Origin of the sequence: Azospirillum brasilense, from assembly GCF_005222205.1 — a bacterium.
Classification (GTDB): Bacteria; Pseudomonadota; Alphaproteobacteria; order Azospirillales; family Azospirillaceae; genus Azospirillum; species Azospirillum brasilense_G.
Map to the genome: position 1 here is coordinate 1,917,117 of NZ_CP032345.1, position 19,210 is coordinate 1,936,326.

Sequence of the window (19,210 nt, forward strand, 5' to 3'; positions counted from 1 at the left end):
CCGCATCGGGCCGGGTCAGGCCGCGGTGATCCGGGTGATGAAGGCTTCGATCTCGTTGTCCAGCCGGTTGAAGCTGCGCGACAGCTCCTCCGTCGTGGTCTGGACGGCGCCGGCGGAATGGCCGGTGGTCTCCGCCGCCTGCTGCACCAGCCGCATCTCCTGGAGCACGGCCACCGTGTCGGTGGCGGCGCGCTGCGAGCGCTCGCTGATGTCGCGGGTGGCGGCGTCCTGCTCCTCCACCGCCGCGGCGACGGTGCTGAGCGATTCGTCCACCTGCCGGATGGTGTTGACGATGGCACGGATGGCGTTGACCGCCGCGGTCGTCGCCGCCTGCACCGCCGCGATCTCCGCGCCGATCTCGTCGGTGGCCTTGGCGGTCTGGTTGGCGAGGCTCTTGACCTCCTGCGCCACCACGGCGAAGCCCTTGCCGGCCTCGCCCGCGCGCGCCGCCTCGATGGTCGCGTTCAGCGCCAGCAGGTTGGTCTGGCCGGCGATGTTGTTGATGAGGCCAACCACCTCCTCGATCTTCCGGCTGGCCTCGCTGAGGCCCTGGACGATGGAGTCGGTCCGCCCCGCCTCATCCACCGCGCCGCGGGCGAGCTGGGTCGACTGGGTGATGGAGCGGGTGATCTCGTCGATGGAGGCGCGGAGCTGCTCGGCGCCGGCGGCCACGCTCTCCACCTCGCTCGTCGCCTCCTGCACGGCGTGGGCGACCGAGTCGCTGTGGTGGCTGGTCTGGCGGGCGTTCTCCAGCATCACGTTGGCTTCGCCGCGCATGGAATCGGCGGAGCGAACCACCTCGCCCATCATCGCCTTGACCGACGCCTCCAAGTCGGCGGCGAGGCTGTTCATGGCCCGGCGCTGCTCTTCGGCGGCGCGGGTGCGCATGGCTTCCTGCTCGCGGGCCATCTCCTGGACGCGCAGCGCGTTCTCCTTGAAGACGCGGACGGTGCGGGCCATCTGGCCGATCTCGTCGCCGCGCTCGGCGGCGGGCACCTCGTCCTCCAGCCGGCCCTGGGCCAGGCGTTCCATCACCGTGGTCAGGCGGACCACCGGACGGGCGATGTTGAAGCCGATGAACAGCGCCACGCCCACGGTGATCAGCAGGGCGACGATCGCCGAGGCGATGAAGGCCTGGGTGGTCGCGTCGACCGACGCGTTCACGTTGGCGTAGGCGTCGGCCGACTGCTGGCGCTGGTAGGTCAGGTAATCGCGGGAGGTGCCGTTCAGGCGCCCGTAGGCGGCCTGGACCTCTTGCAGGAAATCGAGCGGATCGACGCCCATCTTCAGCAGGTCGAGGAAGCTGGTCACCTTCGCCTGATAGGCGGCGGTGTCGGAGCCGAAGCGCTGGAGGATCTGCCCCTCCTCCTCGGTCGCGGCCGACTGGCCCTTCATCTTGTCGGCCTGGACCTTCAGCCTGGAGAGCTGTTCGGTCAGGGCCTTCGATTCATCTTCGACCGCCTTGGGGGAGGCGTTGGCGGTGCTGAGAATCACCGTCCGGTAAAGGCCGGCGTGGGCGACGGTCAGCGTGTCGGTCAACGCCTGGACGTCCGCTTCCCGCGTGAAGGAGCGGTTGAACAGCGTGTCCAGCAGGCGTGACTGTTCCGTGATGGCGGAGCCGCCGAGCAACGCGATGGCAAGCATGCCCAGAATCGCTGTCGCCGCCGGGATTCCCATTTTGGTGGGAATGTGGAGGTGATTGAGGAAAGTCATGGAGCACCTGCTTCAACCATTGGCCGGTCCGTTGGCGCCGGATGGTCAGGGGGGCTTGAACCGCACCCGCCGCAGGCCGGTCGGCCGGCGGCGGGTGGTTTCACGGATGGGCCGGACCCGGACGGACCAGCCCGCCCGGGTCGCGTCAGCCCCGGATCACTTCAGCCAGGGCGACGACTGCCACAGCGACTTCAGCTCGGTGTCGAGCTGCTTCAGCTCCGCCGCGAAGGCGTCGGGGCTGAGGACGCGCAGCGGCTGGAAGGTCTCCTTGGCCTCGGCCTTCGCCACGAACTCCGGATCGGTGGCGGCCTTGGTGACGGCGTCCACCAGCTTGGCGCGGACATCGGCGGGCAGGCCCTTCGGCGCGCAGACGCCGCGCAGCGAGGCCATCAGCACCGGGTAGCCCTGCTCCGCGAAGGTCGGGATGTCCGGGGCGGCCTTCCAGCGCTCCTTGCTCATCACGCCCAGCACGCGGATCTGGTCGGTGGCCTGGCCGCGCAGCCCCTCGCCCAGGTTCTGGCCGCTGATCTGGATCTTCTTGGCGAGCATCGCCTTGTAGTTGGCGGCGGAGCCGGAGAAGGGCACGTGGGTGAACTGCACGCCCGCCTGGCGCTGCACCAGCAGCATGGCGAGCTGGTCGTCCGAACCCACGCCGGTGGTGCCGACGGTGACGGTGTTCGGGTTGGCCTTGGCGTGCTCCACGACGTCCTTCAGCGTCTTGAAGGTGCTGTCGCCGGGAACGCTCCACACGCCGGGATCGTCGACGACGTTGACCAGCGGGTCCAGCCGGTCCGCCGAGAAGCGGGCCTGACGCTCGATCGGGATCGACACCATGTTCGGCGTGTTGCAGAAGCCGATGGAGTAGCCGTCCGGTGCTGCGTCGGCGATGGCTGCGAAGCCGATCTCGCCGCCGGCGCCCGGCTTGTTCACCACTTCGATCCGGGTGCCGCCCAGATGCTTCTCGATGAAGGGAGCCAGCAGGCGCGCGGTCACGTCGGTCGATCCGCCGGCGTCGTAGGCGACGACCACGGTGATCGGCTTCTCGGGATAGGCGGCCCGGGCCGTCGACAGAGCGGTCGTCGACATGGCCAGCGCCAGGGTCCCGGCCGCCAGCGCCAGGAACTTGCTGCGAATGATCATCTGGATGCCCTTCTTTCCTGCGGTATTGCGGAAGACCCCCTTGGCCGCGGACGCGGTGGGGTCCCGGGAGTTCCCGCCCGTCCCGACGCGGGAACAGGCTGGGCCTCCTTTTCTGAAATTCTCGTAAAGATCGATGGTCATTGATTTCGACAGCATTGATATGTTCGGTCACGAACGACACGAAATGTCATCCTGTCCTTGTTCAGGATGGCTGCATACTTCAGTATGTTTGTCGTCGTGAAGGGCCGGTCCCGTTGCCGGCGCGGCGGCGGTGGTCGGCCGTTTTTCTCGCAAAAAGGAGCGTTTCATAGACCCAACGCTGTCAGATCGACCATTTTGAGCGATATTGTCGCTTCAAAGTGGAAGATACACGGTTGTTGTTCGTGCATCAATCGTGCTGACCGGACGGATGACGCGGAAATCACAACGATTTTCGTAGAATGCTTTCCATTTGGTGTGGCCTCTTGGATTTCCGCAGGATCGGCCGCGCGCGGTCAGCGTCAAATGGACGCATAATGAAAATGTCCTGCGGCGAAATGACCGCGTCACCCCATCGCCACCATGAAGGCGACCGAAATCGAGATCGGGGACATCAGCGTGGACAGCAGCAGCGACATCGACACCAGCTCCCGCCCCGTCTGGTAGCGTTCGGCGAAGGCGTAGACGTTGACGCCGATGGGCAGCGCCGCCGCGGTGACGGCGGGGGCCAGCCAGTCCGGGGGCAGGTGGAAGACCTCCACCGCCAGGACCCAGGTCAGCACCGGGTGAAGGACCGTCTTCATCACCGCCAGGACCAGCGCCTGGCCGAACTTGCCCGACAGCTTCCCGAAGGACAGCGCGGTGCCCAGCGTGAAGCAGGCGCAGGGCAGAACGGTGGCGGCGGCGTAGTCGGCCGCCTTCATAACCGCGTCCGGCACATGGACGCCGCTCAGGTTGAAGCCCATGCCGACGACGATCGACAGGATCATCGGGCTGAGCAGGGTCGCCTTGACGGCGTTGACCGCGGCGGCGACCGGCCGCCCGCCCGCCGTCCGCTGCGCCTCGGCGATCATCGTCGCCGTGGTGAAGAGGAGCGGCGACTGGAACAGGATCAGCAGCATCACCGGGATGGCCACCGACGAACCGTAGGCGTCCATCAGGATCGGCGCGCCGAGCAGGCCGATGGAGGAGAAGGAGGGGGCGAAGCCGCCGATCGCCGCCTCGTCCCGCCGCCGGATGGACAGCATCCAGGCGGCGCCCAGCGCGAAGATGATGAAGGCCGCGACGAAGAAGGACGCCACGAACCCCCATTCGATGGGATCGGGGATCTTCGCCTTGGCCATCGCCGCGAAGAGCAGCGCCGGCAGGGCGTAGATGCCGAGAAAGCGCGACAGCCCCTGAGCCGCCGTGTTGCTGAAATTGCCCGATTTCCCGGCGTAGAAGCCGAGCGCGACCAGGACGAACATCGGCAGCACGATTTGAAAGATGAGCGTCATGGCGGCGGAAACCGGTCTTGGGGCGGCTCGAAGGGCTGTGCGGTTCGCCGGCGGCGTGGTCCGGCGGGTGCCGGGGGTCAGCGCAGGGTGGGCGTCTCGACGATCTCGGGCTCCGGCACGCCCAGCACCTCCATCAGCGACTTGCCGGCGTCGAGTTGCTGCGACCAGATCTTCTCCTTGGCCATCAGCTCCAGGCAGCGCTTCAGCACCTCGTCCATCACAACCAGCGGCACCACGGTCACGCCGTCGTCGTCGCCGATGATGAGGTCGCCCGGGTTGACCACCATGCCGCCGACGCCGGCCGGGACGTCCATCTTGCCGCCGAAGGCCTTGTGCGGGCCGCGCGGCACCGAGCCCTTGGCGAAGACCGGGAAGCCGATGGTCCGGATTTCCTGGAGGTCGCGGACGGAGCCGTCGATCACCAGCCCGCCCAGGCCGCGCGACTTGCAGCCGCGGACCACCCATTCGCCGGCCAGCGCCACCTCCTCCAGCCCGGCGCCGGCGACCACCACGACCTCGCCCGGCTCGGCCAGGCTGCAGGCGGTCAGCAGCATGCTGTTGTCGCCCGGCATCGACACGGCGGTGCGGGCCTGACCGCAGATGCGCATCCCCGGGGCGCAGGGCTTGATCCGGGCGTCCATGCTCTGGCAGCGGTTCTGCACGTCGGACGCGATGCTGCTGGGGACCGTCTTCCAGATGTCCAGCATGTCCGGGGACAGGCGCGGAAAATTCACGATGTAGCGTTGCATAGCCATGGGAAGGACCTCTTGTCGTCTGGGCGGGTTGCCGTCTGGGCTGTACGAAGCGGGGCTTGGAAGCGCGACCAGCGGCACCGCCGGTCGCAGCGCGACGACAGCGGAGCCGGTGACGATCAGGCGGGGGAGGGCCGGTGTTGCCGGAGCGGCGGACGCCGGCCGGACAGGAGCGTCCTATCCGGGAAAATCACGGGATCAGCCCGTCCGACGCAACCAGACCATCCATGGTGCATACAACCCTAACCGGATAGAAGTTCTATTTGTTTCGTATTTGAAGCATAGTCCGTCCAGGGGTCATACGCAAGTAGGTTGCCCAATAGTAAATTTATTCACGCGGTCATATGGGGTATGTGCGCGGGGAATGACCTACAAAGGCATGCCGTTTGTCCTGTTTCGCGTCTTTAGATTGCGTCTTCCGGCGGCGCGCGCCCTGTATGGCTGCGTTGGGCCGGAGTTGGGACTCTCAGGGGGTGAGGCGTCGGTCGCGGCCGGCGGCCGGCTGCGGTGCAGACTCGGCTTCGGAGCGGACTCGGTTTCAGAAGCGCAGGTGCCGGTTGCGGACTCGCAACGCGCGGGGATCGGGGATGGGCGGGCGGGAAAAACGAAAAAGGCCGGCACCCGAAGGTCCAGCCTTTCCATCCACCGATCTGGCTCCCGTCTGGAGGATCATCGCCTCCGCCGGGAGAATGGAGCGGGCGAAGGGATTCGAACCCTCGACCCCAACCTTGGCAAGGTTGTGCTCTACCCCTGAGCTACGCCCGCGCTCCGTTTCGCTGCCGTTCGGACCCGTGTGTCGGTGCCGTCCGGCGGCGTGCGGCGGACTATACTCATGGATTTGCGCAATGCAAGCGTCATGTTTCACTTTTCTCGGGCGCCTGGGCGAATTTTCCCGGACGAATTTTCCCGGCACCGCTAAAGATGGAGCCATGGACACCCGCGACACCCCCGAGGGCAGGGCCGAGGAGCCGCTGCCGACGAGCCCCGAGCAGCTCCTGGAGCATCTCGCGGCGCTCGGCATCCGCACCGTGACCCACCGCCATCCGCCGCTCCACACGGTGGAGGAGAGCAAGGCGCTGCGCGGCGCGCTGCCCGGCGGCCATTGCAAGAACCTGTTCCTGAAGGACAAGAAGGAGCAGCACTGGCTGGTCGTCGCGCTGGAGGATGCGCGGGTCGAGCTGAACCGCTTCGACAAGGTGATCGGGTCGGCGCGGCTGTCCTTCGCCTCCGCCGACCGGCTGTGGCGGCATCTCGGCGTGCGGCCCGGCTCGGTCACGCCCTTCGCGCTGTTCAACGACCGCGAGCGGCGGGTGAGGGTGGTGCTGCAGGAGCAGATGCTGGCCCACGACCCGCTGAACTACCATCCGCTTCTGAACGACCGGACCACGGCCATCGCCGCCGCCGACCTGCTGCGCTTCCTGCGGGCCGGCGGGCACGAGCCGCTGATCGTGCCCTTCGGCGAGGAGCCGCCGGACTCTCAGCCGACGCTTGCTTAACGCGCCCCGTGCGCTCATCTATCACGCGAGATCGCAAAGGGATACGTGACCGCCATGTTCTCCATTCCGCCCGCCAACAAGCCCGCCGCCGCCGGTGCCGCTCCCGCCGCCGGTGACCTGATCAAGGACAGCAGCGACCGCGCCTTCATGGCCGATGTCATCGAGGCGTCGCAGTCCGTCCCGGTGATCGTCGATTTCTGGGCGCCCTGGTGCGGCCCGTGCAAGCAGCTCGGCCCGATCCTGGAAAAGACGGTGCTGGCCGCGAAGGGCAAGGTGCGGCTGGTCAAGATCGACACCGACAAGGACCCGATGATCGCCTCGCAGCTCCGCGTGCAGTCGATCCCGGCGGTCTACGCCTTCTTCCAGGGGCGTCCGGTCGACGGCTTCATGGGCGCCCTGCCGGAGTCGCAGATCAAGGCCTTCGTGGAAAAGCTGGTGAAGCTGGCCGGCGCCGCGGGCGGCGGCGAGGGCGACATCCTCGAGGAGGCGCTGGCCCAGGCCAAGGAGGCGCTGGAGGCCGGCGACACCCAGACCGCCTCGGAGATCTACGGCGAGATCCTGCAGGCCGATCCGGAGAACCTGAACGCCGCCGCCTACGCCGGGCTGGTCCGCTGCCTGATCGTCAACGACGACCTGGCCCGCGCCAAGCAGATGCTCGACAAGGTGCCGGATCCGATCGCCAAGGACAAGGAGATCGCCGCGGTGCGCAGCGCGCTGGAGGTCGCCGAGCAGGCTGCCAACGCCGGCCCGATCCCGGAGCTGATGGAGAAGGTCGCCCACAATCATGACGACCACGAGGCCCGCTTCGACCTCGCGCTCGCGCTGTTCGCCGCCGGCAAGCGCGAGGCCGCGGTGGACGAGCTTCTGGAGCTGGTGCGCCGCGACCGCGCCTGGAACGACGAGGCCGCCCGCAAGCAGCTCGTCAAGTTCTTCGAGGCCTTCGGCCCGACCGACCCGCTGACGGTGCAGAGCCGCCGCCGGCTGTCCTCGATCCTGTTCCGCTGATCACGAGGGGACGGCCGCGGGCCTTTTCGTTCGCGGCCGCTTCGTTCGCCATCGCTCTGTTCGGGGGCGCTCTGTTCGCCGTGCCCGGGGGTTCTATATTCGTCGCATGAGCCGGAACCCCATCGACCCGTCACCGGACCGTCTGCCGCGGCAGCTCCCGATCTTCCCGCTCGCGGGGGTCCTTCTGCTGCCGCGCGGTCGCCTGCCGCTGAACATCTTCGAGCCGCGCTACCTCGCGATGGTCGAGGACGCGCTGGCCGGCGACCGCATGATCGGCATGGTCCAGCCGACCGACCCGGCCTGCCGCCTGCGCGAGCCGGCGGTCTACGGCACCGGCTGCGCCGGGCGGATCACCAGCTTCAGCGAGACCGAGGACGGCCGGTACCTGATCACCCTGACCGGGATCAGCCGCTTCGCCATCATGCGGGAGCTGGAGGGCCAGCGCGGCTACCGCCGCGTCGCCGCGGACTGGGACCGCTTCGCCGGCGACCTGATCGACCCGCTGGAGCGTGGCGGGGCCGACGGCTGCGGGCTGGACCGCGCGCGTCTGCTGGCCGGGCTGAAGGGCTATTTCAAGATGCAGGGCCTGTCGGTGGACTGGAAGGCCATCGACGGCACGCCGGACGAGCGGCTGGTCACCTCGCTGGCGATGATCTGCCCCTTCTCGCCCAGCGAAAAGCAGGCCCTTCTGGAGACGCCCGACCTGCCGGAGCGCGCGAAGCTCTTGATCGCCCTGGTCGAGATGGCCATTCTCGACGGCCATGAGGGCGACGGCGGCAACGCGCTGCGTCATTGACCGTTTCCTTCGACCGACACTGCACTTTCCGACTGCGAGGCCCGATCCATGAGCGCCCACCCCCACGACGACACGCCCGCCGACGGCAAGACACAGGCGCGCGTCGATCCGAAGCTTCTGGAGATCCTCGTCTGCCCGCTGACCAAGGGGCCGCTGCGCTACGATGCCGAGCGCGCCGAGCTGATCAGCGACCGCGCCGGGCTGGCCTATCCGATCCGCGACGGCATCCCGATCATGCTGATCGACGAGGCCCGCAGCCTCGACGGGAAGCCGGGGGCCGCCTGATGTCCGACGAGCAATTCGCGTCGGACGCCTTCGGCACGAAGCACTGGCCGGTGGAAGTCCGGCTGAAGAAGGAGGAGAAGCGGCTGGAGGTCGATTTCGACAACGGCCAAACCTTCTCCTTCCCGGCGGAGTTTCTGCGCGTCCACAGCCCGAGCGCCGAGGTGCAGGGCCACGGTCCCGGCCAGAAGCAGACCGTCTCGGCCCGCCGCCACGTCGGCATCATGAGCCTGGAGGCCATCGGCCATTACGCCTTGCGGATCGTCTTCGACGACCTGCACGACAGCGGCATCTACTCCTGGAAGCTGCTGTACGAGCTGGGCGAGGATCAGGACCGCCTGTGGGCGGAGTATCTGGCGGAGCTGGAGGCCAAGGGGCTGAGCCGCGATCCGCGCGGCCGGCGCTGACGTGACGGCGGGGTGCGGCATTCCGTCGCGGCCCCGCTTCGTTCCATGTGGCCTTTCCGGGCGCCGGGGCGCGGCGTGTTGCGCTTTCATGAAAAGGGCGTAGATAACGGCCCATCGACCGTTCCTCCGCCGCAGGATGACCGCCGTGACCGCGACCGACCCGCCCGGCGCGACCGCCAGCCAGACCGCCGCGCCCAACACCGATTCGTCGCCCGGGGGCGGACTGCCCGTTCCCACCACGCCCGCACCGGACACGGCGCCGGCCGACCTGCCGCCGCCGCCAGCAAACGGCTGGGGCTGGGCGGGCGGCTACGGGCGGCGCGGCAGCGCCCTGCGGCAGAAGCTGGCCTCCCATCTGGCGGCCCGGCGGCGCAAGCGGCGCGCCTGGGCGCGCGACATCGCGCGGATCGTCCTGGTGCTGTCGATCATGGCGCTCGCCGTGCTGGCCGTGGAGATCGGGCGCAAGGCGGTGGTCGTGCTGAACCGCGCCGACCTCGGTGCCGTCCATCTGTTCGGGGAGCGGGGCTGAAGCGCTTGATGTTCCCTCTCCCCTCTGGGGAGAGGGTTAGGGTGAGGGGGGTGCGCTTTTGCCGAACTTCCCGCCACGCGCATCCCCCTCACCGGCCCTTCGGGCCACCCTCTCCCCGGAGGGGAGAGGGCTGAGGATGGCGTGATCTGCTCAGGGCAGGATGACCACGTAGCGTTTCGTCGTGGTCTCCAGCACCTCCCACACGCCGTCGAAGCCGGGTTCCAGCGTGAAGCGGTCGCCGGGGCCGACCGTCCAGCGGCGTCCGTCGGTGTGGCTGATGGTGCTGGTCCCCTCCAGGATCTCGCAATACTCCCACTCGTCGTAGACGATCCGCCAGGATCCGGGGGTCGAGCGCCAGACCCCGGCGAAGCGCTTGCCGTCCGCCGATTCGTACTCGTTCCAGGTGGTGAAGACCGGCGCGCCGGACAGGACGCGGTCGGCGGCCGGGCCGCCGGTCTCGGGCTCAATGGCGGGGCGGGCGGGGTCGCTCAGCAGGGCGAGGCTCATCAACGTCTCCCTTTCACCAAATGCCTTTCACCAGGCGGCGAGCAGCGGCGGCAGGCCGTGCAGGCTGTCGATGCGGCGGTAATTCTCGGTGGGCGGCTCGGCCACCTCGTGCGCCCAGGTGACGTGGTAGGGCACATGGACGGCGTGGCCGCCGACGGCCAGCACCGGCAGGATATCCGACCGCACGGAGTTGCCCACCATGACGAAGCGCGCCGGGTCCACCCCGTGGCGGTCGAGCAGGCGGCGGTAGGTCGCCGGGTCTTTCTCGCTGACGATCTCGACGGCGTCGAAGCGCCCGGCGAGGCCGGAGCGGGCGATCTTGCTTTCCTGGTCGAACAGGTCGCCCTTGGTGACGAGCAGCAGCCGGTAGCGCCCGGCCAGCCCCTCCACCACCTCCTGCACCCCGTCGAGCAGATCGACCGGGTGCTCCAGCATCGCCTTGCCGAACTCGACGAGGCTCTGGATGTCCCGCCCGCCGATGCGGCCGTCGGTCAGGTCCACCGCCGTCTCGATCATCGACAGGACGAAGCCCTTGATGCCGTAGCCGTAGACGCGGAGGTTTTCGCGCTCGGCCTGCAGCAGACGCCGGTCGATGTCCGCCGGATCGGCGAGATGGTTGGCGAGCAGCGCGCGGAAACGGTCCTGCGTCATCGAGAACAGGGATTCGTTGTGCCACAGCGTGTCGTCGCCGTCGAAGGCGATGGTGTCGATCATGGGAAGAACTCGGTGTCGGACGACGGTCGGGACCAGAGGTAGGACGCCCCGCAGCGGCTGTCCAGCGCTCCGTTTCAAACCCGGTTTGTTGGTGAACTGCACAATTTGTGGCGCCCAAAAGCTGTGCATTCGTCCATTATTCTTGCATCGGTGATATTCCTACGACAGCTATCGAGAAAGCTCACGGCTCGCATACCCACATGGCGGTGGCGGGTTTGAACGGGATGAGCAATATTCTTTCTCACAAAGCGAGGGCGCGGCGGCCACTTCCGGCAGGCCCCCTCGGGACCTTCAAAGATAGGATGACCACCATGGCAATCGCTCTGCGCACGGCCCCCGCCGGCCGTACCCTGCGTCCTGCTCCGGTGGCGTATGTGCTGGACAGCGTTCTGGACACGTTCGCCCTGTGGCGGCAGCGCACCATCACCCGCCGCGAACTGGCTCGGCTGGACGACCGGATGCTGCACGACATCGGCATCTCCCAGATCGACGTCGAAGGCGAGATCAGCAAGCCGTTCTGGAAGGCTTGATGCCGCCGTCACGGCTGCGGGAGACCGCAAGGAAAAGGGCCGCTCCTGTCTAAGGGAGCGGCCCTTTTCGCGTTCGGGTCCCGGTCATCCCGCAAGCGGACAAAAGAAAAGGCCCCCCATCCCGAAGGATGGGGGGCCTTTTTGGTAGAAGCGTCGCCCGATCAGATGCAGATCTGCTGGAGCGGGGCGAAGCCGTTGAAGCAGACCGCCGAGTAGGTCGTCGTGTAGGCGCCCGTGGCGTGGATGCGCACGCGGTCGCCGGCCTTCAGGTCCATCGGCAGCTTGTACTCGGCGCGCTCGTAGAGCACGTCGGCGCTGTCGCAGGTCGGGCCGGCCAGCACGACCGCTTCCGTGTCGCCTTCGCCGTCATCCCCCATCACCTGGATCGGGTACTGGATCGCCTCGTCCATCGTCTCGGCGAGACCGCTGAACTTGCCGATGTCCAGATAGACCCAGCGCTTCACGTCGTTGGCCGACTTGCGGGAGACGAGGACGACCTCGCTCTCGATGATGCCGGCGTTGCCGACCATGCTGCGGCCCGGCTCCACGATGGCTTCCGGCAGGCGGTTGCCGAAGTGGGTGCGCAGGGACTCGAAGATGGCCTGGCCGTAGGCGGTGGTCTCCGGCACGTCGGTGCGGTAGCGGGTCGGGAAGCCGCCGCCCAGGTTGATCATGCCGAGGTCGACGCCCAGCACCTCAAGCTCGCGGAACAGCTGCGCCACCTGGAAGATGGCGTGGTCCCACTGCATCAGGTCCTTCTGCTGCGAGCCGACATGGAAGGACACGCCGTAGGGAACGACGTTCATGCCCTTGGCCTTCAGCAGCAGCTCGCGCGCCATGGCGAGGTCGCAGCCGAACTTGCGCGACAGCGGCCACTCGGCGCCTTCGCCGGAGGTCAGGATGCGGCAGAAGACGCGGGCGCCGGGGGCGGCGCGGGCGATCTTCTCCAGCTCCGCCTCGCTGTCGAAGGCGAACAGGCGCACGCCCAGCTCGAAGGCGCGGCGGATGTCCGCTTCCTTCTTGATGGTGTTGCCGTAGGAGATGCGCTCCGGCGCGCAGCCGGCGGCCAGAACCATCTGGATTTCCGGCACGCTGGCGGTGTCGAAGGCCGAGCCCAGACGGGTCAGCAGGCCGAGGATCTCCGGCGCCGGATTGGCCTTCACGGCGTAGAAGATCTTGGCGTCCGGGAGCGCTTCCTCCAGGTCGTGATAGTTCGCTTCCACGACGTCCAGATCGACGACGAGGCACGGGGTCTGCGGACGCTGCTCTTCGAAAAAGCGCGCAATCTTTTCGGTCATCTCAGTCTCCCGGACGCAAGATGAAGGTGTCGGACGAATTGTGAAAAAGCAGGGGCGGAGCGGCCGAACGCTGCTGACCGGTCAGAAAGAAAAGACGGTCAGGCGTTCAGGCCGCCCATACTGGACTGCCGTGTCGCCTTGCGGGGAAGAGCTGAACTGGACAGAACCGGAAAGAGTCGGAGACGGGTGAGCCGGCGCCCACCCACAACAACATGAACCATCGTAACCTCCAAGTCGCCGCCTTGCTTAAGGGACGGTCGGGGATCACGCGTTACGTCGTTGCATAACCACATCTCGAAATGACGAGGGGCGGGCCAGCGGCACGTGCGCTTGCGAGTTGCGGTTACATAGATCGAACGGGCCGCCTTTTAAAGTGAAAAATGCGACCGGGCGCAAAAAAGTAGCAAGCGTTACGCAAAGGTAAAAATAGGGAGGAATAACATGGACTTGAGTACGGCCATTCCGGTCTGGGACATGGCGGCCCGGCTGGCCGCGGCGGCGGTTTGCGGGGCGGCGCTGGGACTCGACCGCGAGATCCGGGGCAAGGCGGCGGGGCTGCGCACCCACACGTTGGTGGCCATCAGCGCGGCGGTGACTACCCTGGTTGCGCTGGAGCTTTACTGGGGCATGGCCGGGAAGGGAACCGGCGGGGGCGACATGGACCCCACCCGCGTCATCCAGGGCATCGCTCAGGCCATCGGCTTCATCAGCGCCGGGGTGATGTTCCGCGCCGGGACCACGGTGCGCGGGGCGACCACCGCGGCGCTGATCTGGATGGCCGGCGCTCTGGGCATCGCCTGCGGGGCCGGCTTCTACCTGCTGGCGGGGATGGCGCTGGCGCTCTGCCTCGGCGTCACCATCGTCTTCTCCTACGCCCTGCGCTGGATTCCGGACTCGGTCAAGCGCGAGGACTGACCAGGAACCGGTGGGCCAGCGCGGCGCCCAGCGCGACCAGCCCGATCGCCGTCATCATGGGAAGCTGGCTGTCCGCGTGGGTGTGGCCGAGCGCCACGCCGATCAGCGCCGCCACGGTCATCTGCACGAAGCCGACCAGCGAGGAGGCCAGCCCGGCCATCATCGGGTAGGGGCCGACCGCCCCGGCCATGGCGTTGGGCAGGGTCAGCCCGGCGCCCAGCAGGAAGAGGAAGACCGGGGCGATGACCGCCGCCAGGTGCAGCACCCCGCCCAGCGCCAGCCCCACCCCGAGCAGCCCGCCAGCCAGCGAGACCGCCGTGCCGGTGCGGATCATCCGCGGACCGCCCAGCCGCGCGCTCAGCCGCCCGGCCAGGAAGGAGCCCACCGCGTAGCCCAGCACCACCGCGCCGAAGCTCGCCCCGAACTGCGCCGGCGTCAGGTGCAGCCGCCCGATCAGCACGAAGCTGGACCCGGAAATGAAGGCGAAGATTCCGCTGTAGGCGAAGGCCACCGTCAGCATCTGCCCGACGAAGCCGCGGTCGCGCAGCAGCAGCGCGTAGTTGGCGAGCAGCCGGCCGGGCTGCAGCGCCGTCTCGTCGCGGTTGGCGTTGGTCTCGCCCATCAGGGTCCAGGTGGCGGCCAGGATCAGCGCGGCGAAGCCGGTCAGCAGCAGGAAGTTGCTCCGCCAGCCGAACCACTCCGTCAGGACGCCGCCCAGGATCGGGCCGGCGGCCGGGGCCAGCGTCATCGCCATCGCCATGTAGGCCAGCACGGTGGCCGCCCGGTCGCGTCCGAAGACGTCGCGCACCACCGCCCGCGCCACCACCGGGCCGCAGCAGGCGCCCAGCGCCTGGAAGAAGCGCGCGACGATCAGCGTCTCGATGTCGTCGGTCAGCGCGCAGGCGGCGCTCGCCAGCAGATAGATGAGGATGCCGCCGAGCAGGGCGGGCCGCCGCCCGAAGCGGTCGGACACCGGCCCGTAGACGAGCTGCGACACCGCGAAGCCGGCGAGGAAGACCGACAGGGTGAGCTGCACCGTGGCGATGTCCGTGTCGAACACGCTGACCAGGGTGGGCAGGGACGGAAGATACAGGTCGGTGGACAGCGGGCCGAAGGCGACGAGCGCTGTCAGCAGCACGCGGACGGTCAGGGAATCGGGACGGGGCATGGAAGGGATCGGGCCGGGAACGATGGGGGAGGCGCACTCTAGCAGAGGCTTGGCACAGCCCCGTCACGGCGTTTCGGCATGACCGTCATTTGCATGTGAAACCATTCCCGTGTCGTCGCCGCTTCCCTCGCCGTACCGCAGCAGCCGGGCGCCGTTGGCCTTCAGCCAGAGGCGGGGCGTGCGCACGTCGCCGGTCAGCTGCGCGCACAGCGTCCAGAAGCGCTGGGAGTGGTTCATCTCGCGCAGATGCGCCACCTCGTGCCCCACCACGTAATCGAGCACGGACTCCGGCGTCAGGATCAGCCGCCAGGAGAAGGAGAGGCGGCCGGTGGCCGAGCAGCTTCCCCAGCGGCTCTTGGTGTCGCGCACGGTGACGGCGGCGACCCGCGCGCCGATCAGCGCGGCCTTGGCGCGCGACCGCTCGGCCAGTTCGCGCCGCGCCTCCGCCATCAGGAAGTCGCGCACCCGGCGGGCGACATGCTCCGCCCGGCCGCCGACCAGGATCGCGCCGTCCTCGCGCCGGGTCGCCCCGCGCAGCTCGGGGGCGTGCCGGATGACGTGGTCGACGCCGAGATAGGGCACCACCGCGCCGTCGGCGAAGGGAAGCTGCGGCGGCAGGGCGGCCAGCCGCGCCCGGACCCAGCCGTCGTGCCGCCCGACGAAGCGCAGCGCCTCGGCCTCTGGGACGCCCACCGGGATCACCACCTGGATCAGCCCGCGCCCGGCGTCCACCCGCAGGGTCATCCGGCGGGCACGGGCGCTTTCCCGCAGCTCCAGCGGCACGGGCAGGCCGGCGACGGCCAGGGCGCGTGGCGCCTTCGGGCGTGGGGCCTGGGCTTTGGCCTGGGCTTTGGAGGGGTGGGATTTGCGGCGGAAGAGCATACCTGACTTATAGCCCGCATGGCCGGCCGGGGCCAATGGCGCCTTTCTCTCTCACATTCAAACGGAATTTGTCCCAAGTGAGTTTTGCATGTGATATTTGACTTGGATGGGCAAGTGGCCGGATAAATGTGCTCTGATCTCAGTTTTTGCGGTGAAGTTGTGGTCGAGTATACCAGAAAGAACTCAACCGAAGGTCATATGACTGATCGTGCGATCTGGCTTGAGGCTCTGGTCTCCGCCAACGGCGCCGCTCACGCTCTGCTTGGGCTGGACGCGCGGCTTCTCGTGGTCAACCAAGCTTTTGCCGCCGCCTTCGGCCGCCTGCCGGAGGAGGTGGAGGGCCGGGAGCTGACCGAGCTGGACGTCCCAGCGGCCATCGTGTCCCAAGTCGGGGCACAACTCCGCCGTGTCGTCCTCACCGGGACTCCGGTGTCGGCCTTCGGCCTGCTGCCCCGGGGCGAAATGGTGCTGAGCCCGGTGCGCGACGCGGACGGGGTGATCACCGCGGTCGCCGCCATCGCCGACACCAACGCCGCCGCCCTGGCCGCCGCCCGCGCCGAGGCCGAGCGGGTCCGCCAGGAGGCCGAGACGGGGCGCACCGCCATCGGGCGCTTCCTGTCCGCCGCCAGCCACGACCTGCGCCAGCCCTTCCAGGCCATGCACCTGTTCCATCATCTGCTGATGGGCCGCCTGACCGATCCCGGCGCGCGCGACCTCGGCGAGAAGCTGGAGATGTCGATCGAGGCGGCGGAGGGACTGTTGCGCGCCCTGCTCGACGTGTCGAAGCTGGAGGCCGGGCTCGTCCGGATGCAGGTGCAGAGCTTCCCCATCGACGAGACGCTGGGCCGCCTGCTCAACGAGTTCGCGCCGGAGGCCGACGCCAAGGCCCTGCGCTTCAACGTCCGTCCCGCGGACGTGGAGGTGAGCACCGACCCGGTGCTGCTGGAGCAGCTTCTGCGCCCGATCCTGTCCAACGCCCTGCGCTTCACCGAGTCGGGCGGCGTGCTGCTGGCGGCGCGGCGGCGCGCTGCGCATCGAGGTGTGGGACACCGGCATCGGCATCGCCCCCGCCGACCACGCGGCGATCTTCGACGACTTCCACCAGCTCGGAAACCCGAACCGCGACCGCCGGCACGGGCTTGGGCTGGGGCTCGCCATCGTGCGGCGTCTGGCGGCGCTGCTGGGGCTGCGCGTCTCGCTGCGTTCGGTGCCCGGCAAGGGCTCCGTCTTCGCGGTGGAGGTCCCGCTGGCGGCGGCGAGCGCCGCGGAACTGCCGGTCGAGAGCAGCAGCGCGGCGTGACAGGGCGGGGAGCCGCTTTCCCTCCATTTTATCGAACGAACAGAGAGCGCCGGCCTCGCTTGCGCTCTCCGACCCGTCCTTCGGCGCCGCGCCGGGCATCGACGGAACGCGCATAATTCCTCCCAAGGCCGGGGCCGTTCACGGCCCGCCGGCCCCGGCGTCATGGTCTGGGTGCGCCACGGGCGCGGCCCGGGATCGGAGGAAAGCATGCATCGCAAAACAGGGTGCCGGCTGGCTGGTTGTCTGGCGGGGATGACGATCGCCGCCTTCGCGATCCTGCCCGCCAGGGCGCAAACGACGAGCCTGGACTGGGATCAGCGCGGCTGCGTCTTCGGACCGCGGCCCGGTCTGGATCGGCTGGTGTCCGGCTACAACCCCGGTGCGCAGCCCTATTACTGCCCGCCGCCCGCCGCGCTGTATCCCGCGCCGCCGGTCGCGGCCCCGACGGCGTCGCTCTATCTGTCGGCGCCGAGCCGGTCCTACTGCCTGCTGCGCTCCTCCGGCCTGATGGGGGACAGCCTCTCGTACCTGGCCGGGTCGCTGTGCCGGGACGACTCCGCGCTCTGGGCGCTCGCCCAAACACGGCACCCCGAGAGATGACGTAAGGGTGATAGTCCGTACTGATACGTACGGCTGATTGACAGCCTCCCTCTCTGTCCTTAAGGCTTGCAAAAAAAGGAAACACGCAAACGGGGAGGAAAACCATCGATGCCGGCGCAGCACCCGTCACCACCCTAAGTCCCGTTCCGTGCCTCACGCAGGACCGACGTTGCAACCGCCAGGAGCGGATGCGGCGCGTCCGTGCGCGCGCGTTCCGGACACGTCATCAAATCTTCACAAGACCGTCGCGGGACCGCAACCCGCGCCCTGCATGTCAGCACATCACGCAATCGATTGGTTCCAGGGAGAGACCACCATGCTGACCCGCCGCAAGCTCGCCGTCTCGACGGCCGTCTTCGCGCTCGCCGCCGGTTTCACCGGCGCCGCCTATGCCCAGCAGAAAACCGTCATCGAATTCTGGCATGGCCTGCCCCAGCCGCTCGGCGGCCAGCTTGAGCAGGTGGTGAAAAGCTTCAACGAGAGCCAGGACAAGGTCCAGGTCAACCCGACCTTCAAGGGCAGCTATCCGGAGACGATGCAGGCGGCCATCGCCGCCTTCCGCGCCGGCAACGCCCCGCACGTCGTGCAGATGTTCGAGGTCGGCACCGCCACCATGCTGTCCGCCGGTCCGGCCATCAAGCCGGTGCACCAGCTGATGAGCGAGACGGGGTCGGGCCTCGAAGCCGCGGCCTACATCCCGGCGGTCCGGGGCTATTACAGCTCCAAGGACGGCAAGATGATGGCCCTGCCGTTCAACAGCTCCACCACCATCACCTTCTACAACAAGGACGCCTTCCAGAAGGCCGGGCTCGACCCCAACAAGCCGCCGGCGACCTGGCCGGAGGTGGCCGACGCGGCGCGCAAGCTGAAGGCGGCGGGCGTGACCTGCCCGATGACCTTCTCCTGGCCGACCTGGACGCAGTTCGAGCAGGTCGGCGCGCTCCACGACAAGCCCTTCGCATCGGAGGCCAACGGCTTCGGCGGGCTGAACGCCACGCTGAAGATCAACGACCCGTTCTTCGTGAAGCATCTCCAGACGCTGATCGACCTGCAGAAGGAAGGCGCGCTGCGCTACGGCGGGCGCGACAACGCCGCGGACTCGCTGTTCCCGTCGGGCGAATGCGCGATGATCCAGGCCTCGTCGGGCCTGCGCGGGCGCATCGTCAAGGAGGCCAAGTTCAACTGGGGCGCCGCGCCGCTGCCCTACTGGCCGGACGCCATCGCCTCGCCCAAGAACTCGATCATCGGCGGCGCTTCCTTCTGGGTGATGACCTCGCCCAAGCGCACCGCCGACGAGTACAAGGCCGTCGCCGCCTTCTTCAGCCACCTCGCCCGTCCGGAGGTGGACGCCAAGTGGCACATGGACACCGGCTACGTCCCGGTGACGCTCCAGGGCTTCGAGCTGGCCAAGAAGGAAGGCTTCTACGACAAGAACCCCGGCGCCGAGGTGCCGGCGGAGCAGCTCACCCGCACCGCCACCACGGAGAACACCATGGGGCTGCGGCTGGGCAACCTGCCGGAAATCCGCAACATCATCCAGGAGGAGATGGAGAAGGCGTTCCAGGGCCAGCAGACCGCCCAGCAGGCGCTGGACAACGCGGTGAAGCGCGGCGACACGGTCCTGCGCAACTTCGAGCGCGCCAACAAGAACTGAGCAAGGCTTATGGGCTGTTCCCTCTCCCGTCCCGGGAGAGGGTGGCC

20 protein-coding genes and 1 tRNA gene are annotated in these 19,210 nt (G+C 68.2%); 11 read left to right on the top strand and 10 right to left on the bottom strand.

The annotated features are described in order from the left end of the window. Positions 1–15: 15 nt before the first annotated feature. The 5 genes from D3869_RS09250 to D3869_RS09270 form a co-directional block, all read right to left on the bottom strand. On the bottom strand, positions 16–1,644 hold the full coding sequence (locus D3869_RS09250) for a methyl-accepting chemotaxis protein (protein ID WP_247895605.1): 1,629 nt from the start codon (positions 1,642–1,644) through the stop codon (positions 16–18). Positions 1,645–1,869: 225 nt separating this feature from the next. Beyond that, positions 1,870–2,853 (bottom strand): tripartite tricarboxylate transporter substrate binding protein, encoded by a 984-nt coding sequence (locus tag D3869_RS09255; RefSeq protein WP_137139806.1) that lies wholly within the window; start codon positions 2,851–2,853, stop codon positions 1,870–1,872. Between the two features lie 545 nt (positions 2,854–3,398). Beyond that, entirely contained in the window at positions 3,399–4,328 is a 930-nt protein-coding gene (locus D3869_RS09260) for an AEC family transporter (protein ID WP_137103977.1), read from the bottom strand. A 77-nt stretch (positions 4,329–4,405) separates the two neighbouring features. Next, on the bottom strand, positions 4,406–5,083 hold the full coding sequence (locus D3869_RS09265; RefSeq protein ID WP_137139807.1) for an RraA family protein: 678 nt from the start codon (positions 5,081–5,083) through the stop codon (positions 4,406–4,408). Between the two features lie 687 nt (positions 5,084–5,770). Continuing rightward, positions 5,771–5,845 (bottom strand) — tRNA-Gly (locus D3869_RS09270). 164 nt (positions 5,846–6,009) lie between these two features. Here D3869_RS09270 and D3869_RS09275 point away from each other — a divergent pair. The 6 genes from D3869_RS09275 to D3869_RS09300 all read left to right on the top strand — a co-directional run bounded on the left by D3869_RS09275 (position 6,010) and on the right by D3869_RS09300 (position 9,595). Then, a complete protein-coding gene (locus D3869_RS09275) occupies positions 6,010–6,576 on the top strand; it encodes a prolyl-tRNA synthetase associated domain-containing protein (RefSeq protein WP_014238570.1) in 567 nt (188 codons plus the stop codon). A 54-nt stretch (positions 6,577–6,630) separates the two neighbouring features. Further along, a complete protein-coding gene (locus D3869_RS09280; RefSeq protein WP_137139808.1) occupies positions 6,631–7,581 on the top strand; it encodes a thioredoxin family protein in 951 nt (316 codons plus the stop codon). Between the two features lie 106 nt (positions 7,582–7,687). Then, positions 7,688–8,377: an LON peptidase substrate-binding domain-containing protein gene (locus tag D3869_RS09285; protein ID WP_137139809.1), complete on the top strand. Its 690-nt coding sequence runs from the start codon at positions 7,688–7,690 to the stop codon at positions 8,375–8,377. A 48-nt stretch (positions 8,378–8,425) separates the two neighbouring features. Continuing rightward, positions 8,426–8,662 (top strand): Trm112 family protein, encoded by a 237-nt coding sequence (locus tag D3869_RS09290; RefSeq protein ID WP_014238566.1) that lies wholly within the window; start codon positions 8,426–8,428, stop codon positions 8,660–8,662. Beyond that, the gene (locus tag D3869_RS09295; RefSeq protein WP_137139810.1) at positions 8,662–9,066 is read left to right on the top strand and encodes a gamma-butyrobetaine hydroxylase-like domain-containing protein; all 405 of its coding nucleotides are present in this window, start codon (positions 8,662–8,664) and stop codon (positions 9,064–9,066) included. Before D3869_RS09290 ends, D3869_RS09295 begins: the two co-directional genes overlap by 1 nt. A 145-nt stretch (positions 9,067–9,211) precedes the next feature. After that, positions 9,212–9,595, top strand: a complete 384-nt coding sequence (locus D3869_RS09300) for a hypothetical protein (RefSeq protein WP_137139811.1) — start codon at positions 9,212–9,214, stop codon at positions 9,593–9,595. A 150-nt stretch (positions 9,596–9,745) separates the two neighbouring features. Here the strand turns inward: D3869_RS09300 and D3869_RS09305 are convergent, their stop codons facing one another. Both D3869_RS09305 and D3869_RS09310 read right to left on the bottom strand, forming a co-directional pair. Beyond that, complete coding sequence (locus D3869_RS09305) at positions 9,746–10,102, bottom strand: cupin domain-containing protein (RefSeq protein ID WP_137139812.1); 357 nt, start codon at positions 10,100–10,102, stop codon at positions 9,746–9,748. A gap of 27 nt (positions 10,103–10,129) precedes the next feature. After that, positions 10,130–10,816, bottom strand: a complete 687-nt coding sequence (locus tag D3869_RS09310; protein WP_137139813.1) for an HAD family hydrolase — start codon at positions 10,814–10,816, stop codon at positions 10,130–10,132. Between the two features lie 311 nt (positions 10,817–11,127). Here D3869_RS09310 and D3869_RS09315 point away from each other — a divergent pair, with 311 nt between their 5' ends. Then, on the top strand, positions 11,128–11,346 hold the full coding sequence (locus tag D3869_RS09315) for a DUF1127 domain-containing protein (protein ID WP_014238561.1): 219 nt from the start codon (positions 11,128–11,130) through the stop codon (positions 11,344–11,346). A 161-nt stretch (positions 11,347–11,507) separates the two neighbouring features. Here the strand turns inward: D3869_RS09315 and D3869_RS09320 are convergent, their stop codons facing one another. Next, entirely contained in the window at positions 11,508–12,644 is a 1,137-nt protein-coding gene (locus D3869_RS09320) for a type III PLP-dependent enzyme (protein ID WP_109072067.1), read from the bottom strand. A gap of 441 nt (positions 12,645–13,085) precedes the next feature. On the opposite strand from D3869_RS09320, the gene D3869_RS09325 reads away from it, so the two are divergent. Next, on the top strand, positions 13,086–13,559 hold the full coding sequence (locus D3869_RS09325) for an MgtC/SapB family protein (RefSeq protein WP_137139814.1): 474 nt from the start codon (positions 13,086–13,088) through the stop codon (positions 13,557–13,559). Here D3869_RS09325 and D3869_RS09330 read toward each other — a convergent pair. Together D3869_RS09330 and D3869_RS09335 are read right to left on the bottom strand one after the other, a co-directional pair. Next, positions 13,543–14,727 carry a multidrug effflux MFS transporter gene (locus D3869_RS09330; protein WP_137139815.1) on the bottom strand — a complete coding sequence of 395 codons (1,185 nt, stop codon included), beginning with the start codon at positions 14,725–14,727 and terminating at the stop codon, positions 13,543–13,545. The two genes, D3869_RS09325 and D3869_RS09330, sit on opposite strands and share 17 nt — an antisense overlap. A 63-nt stretch (positions 14,728–14,790) precedes the next feature. Continuing rightward, on the bottom strand, positions 14,791–15,609 hold the full coding sequence (locus D3869_RS09335; RefSeq protein WP_137139816.1) for a M48 family metallopeptidase: 819 nt from the start codon (positions 15,607–15,609) through the stop codon (positions 14,791–14,793). A gap of 198 nt (positions 15,610–15,807) precedes the next feature. Here D3869_RS09335 and D3869_RS34730 point away from each other — a divergent pair, with 198 nt between their 5' ends. The 3 genes from D3869_RS34730 to ugpB all read left to right on the top strand — a co-directional run bounded on the left by D3869_RS34730 (position 15,808) and on the right by ugpB (position 19,163). Further along, a complete protein-coding gene (locus tag D3869_RS34730; RefSeq protein WP_432613401.1) occupies positions 15,808–17,025 on the top strand; it encodes a sensor histidine kinase in 1,218 nt (405 codons plus the stop codon). Between the two features lie 91 nt (positions 17,026–17,116). Further along, positions 17,117–17,509 (top strand): hypothetical protein, encoded by a 393-nt coding sequence (locus D3869_RS09345; RefSeq protein ID WP_137139817.1) that lies wholly within the window; start codon positions 17,117–17,119, stop codon positions 17,507–17,509. Between the two features lie 316 nt (positions 17,510–17,825). Continuing rightward, entirely contained in the window at positions 17,826–19,163 is a 1,338-nt protein-coding gene (gene ugpB / locus D3869_RS09350) for a sn-glycerol-3-phosphate ABC transporter substrate-binding protein UgpB (protein ID WP_137139818.1), read from the top strand. Positions 19,164–19,210: the final 47 nt, after the last annotated feature.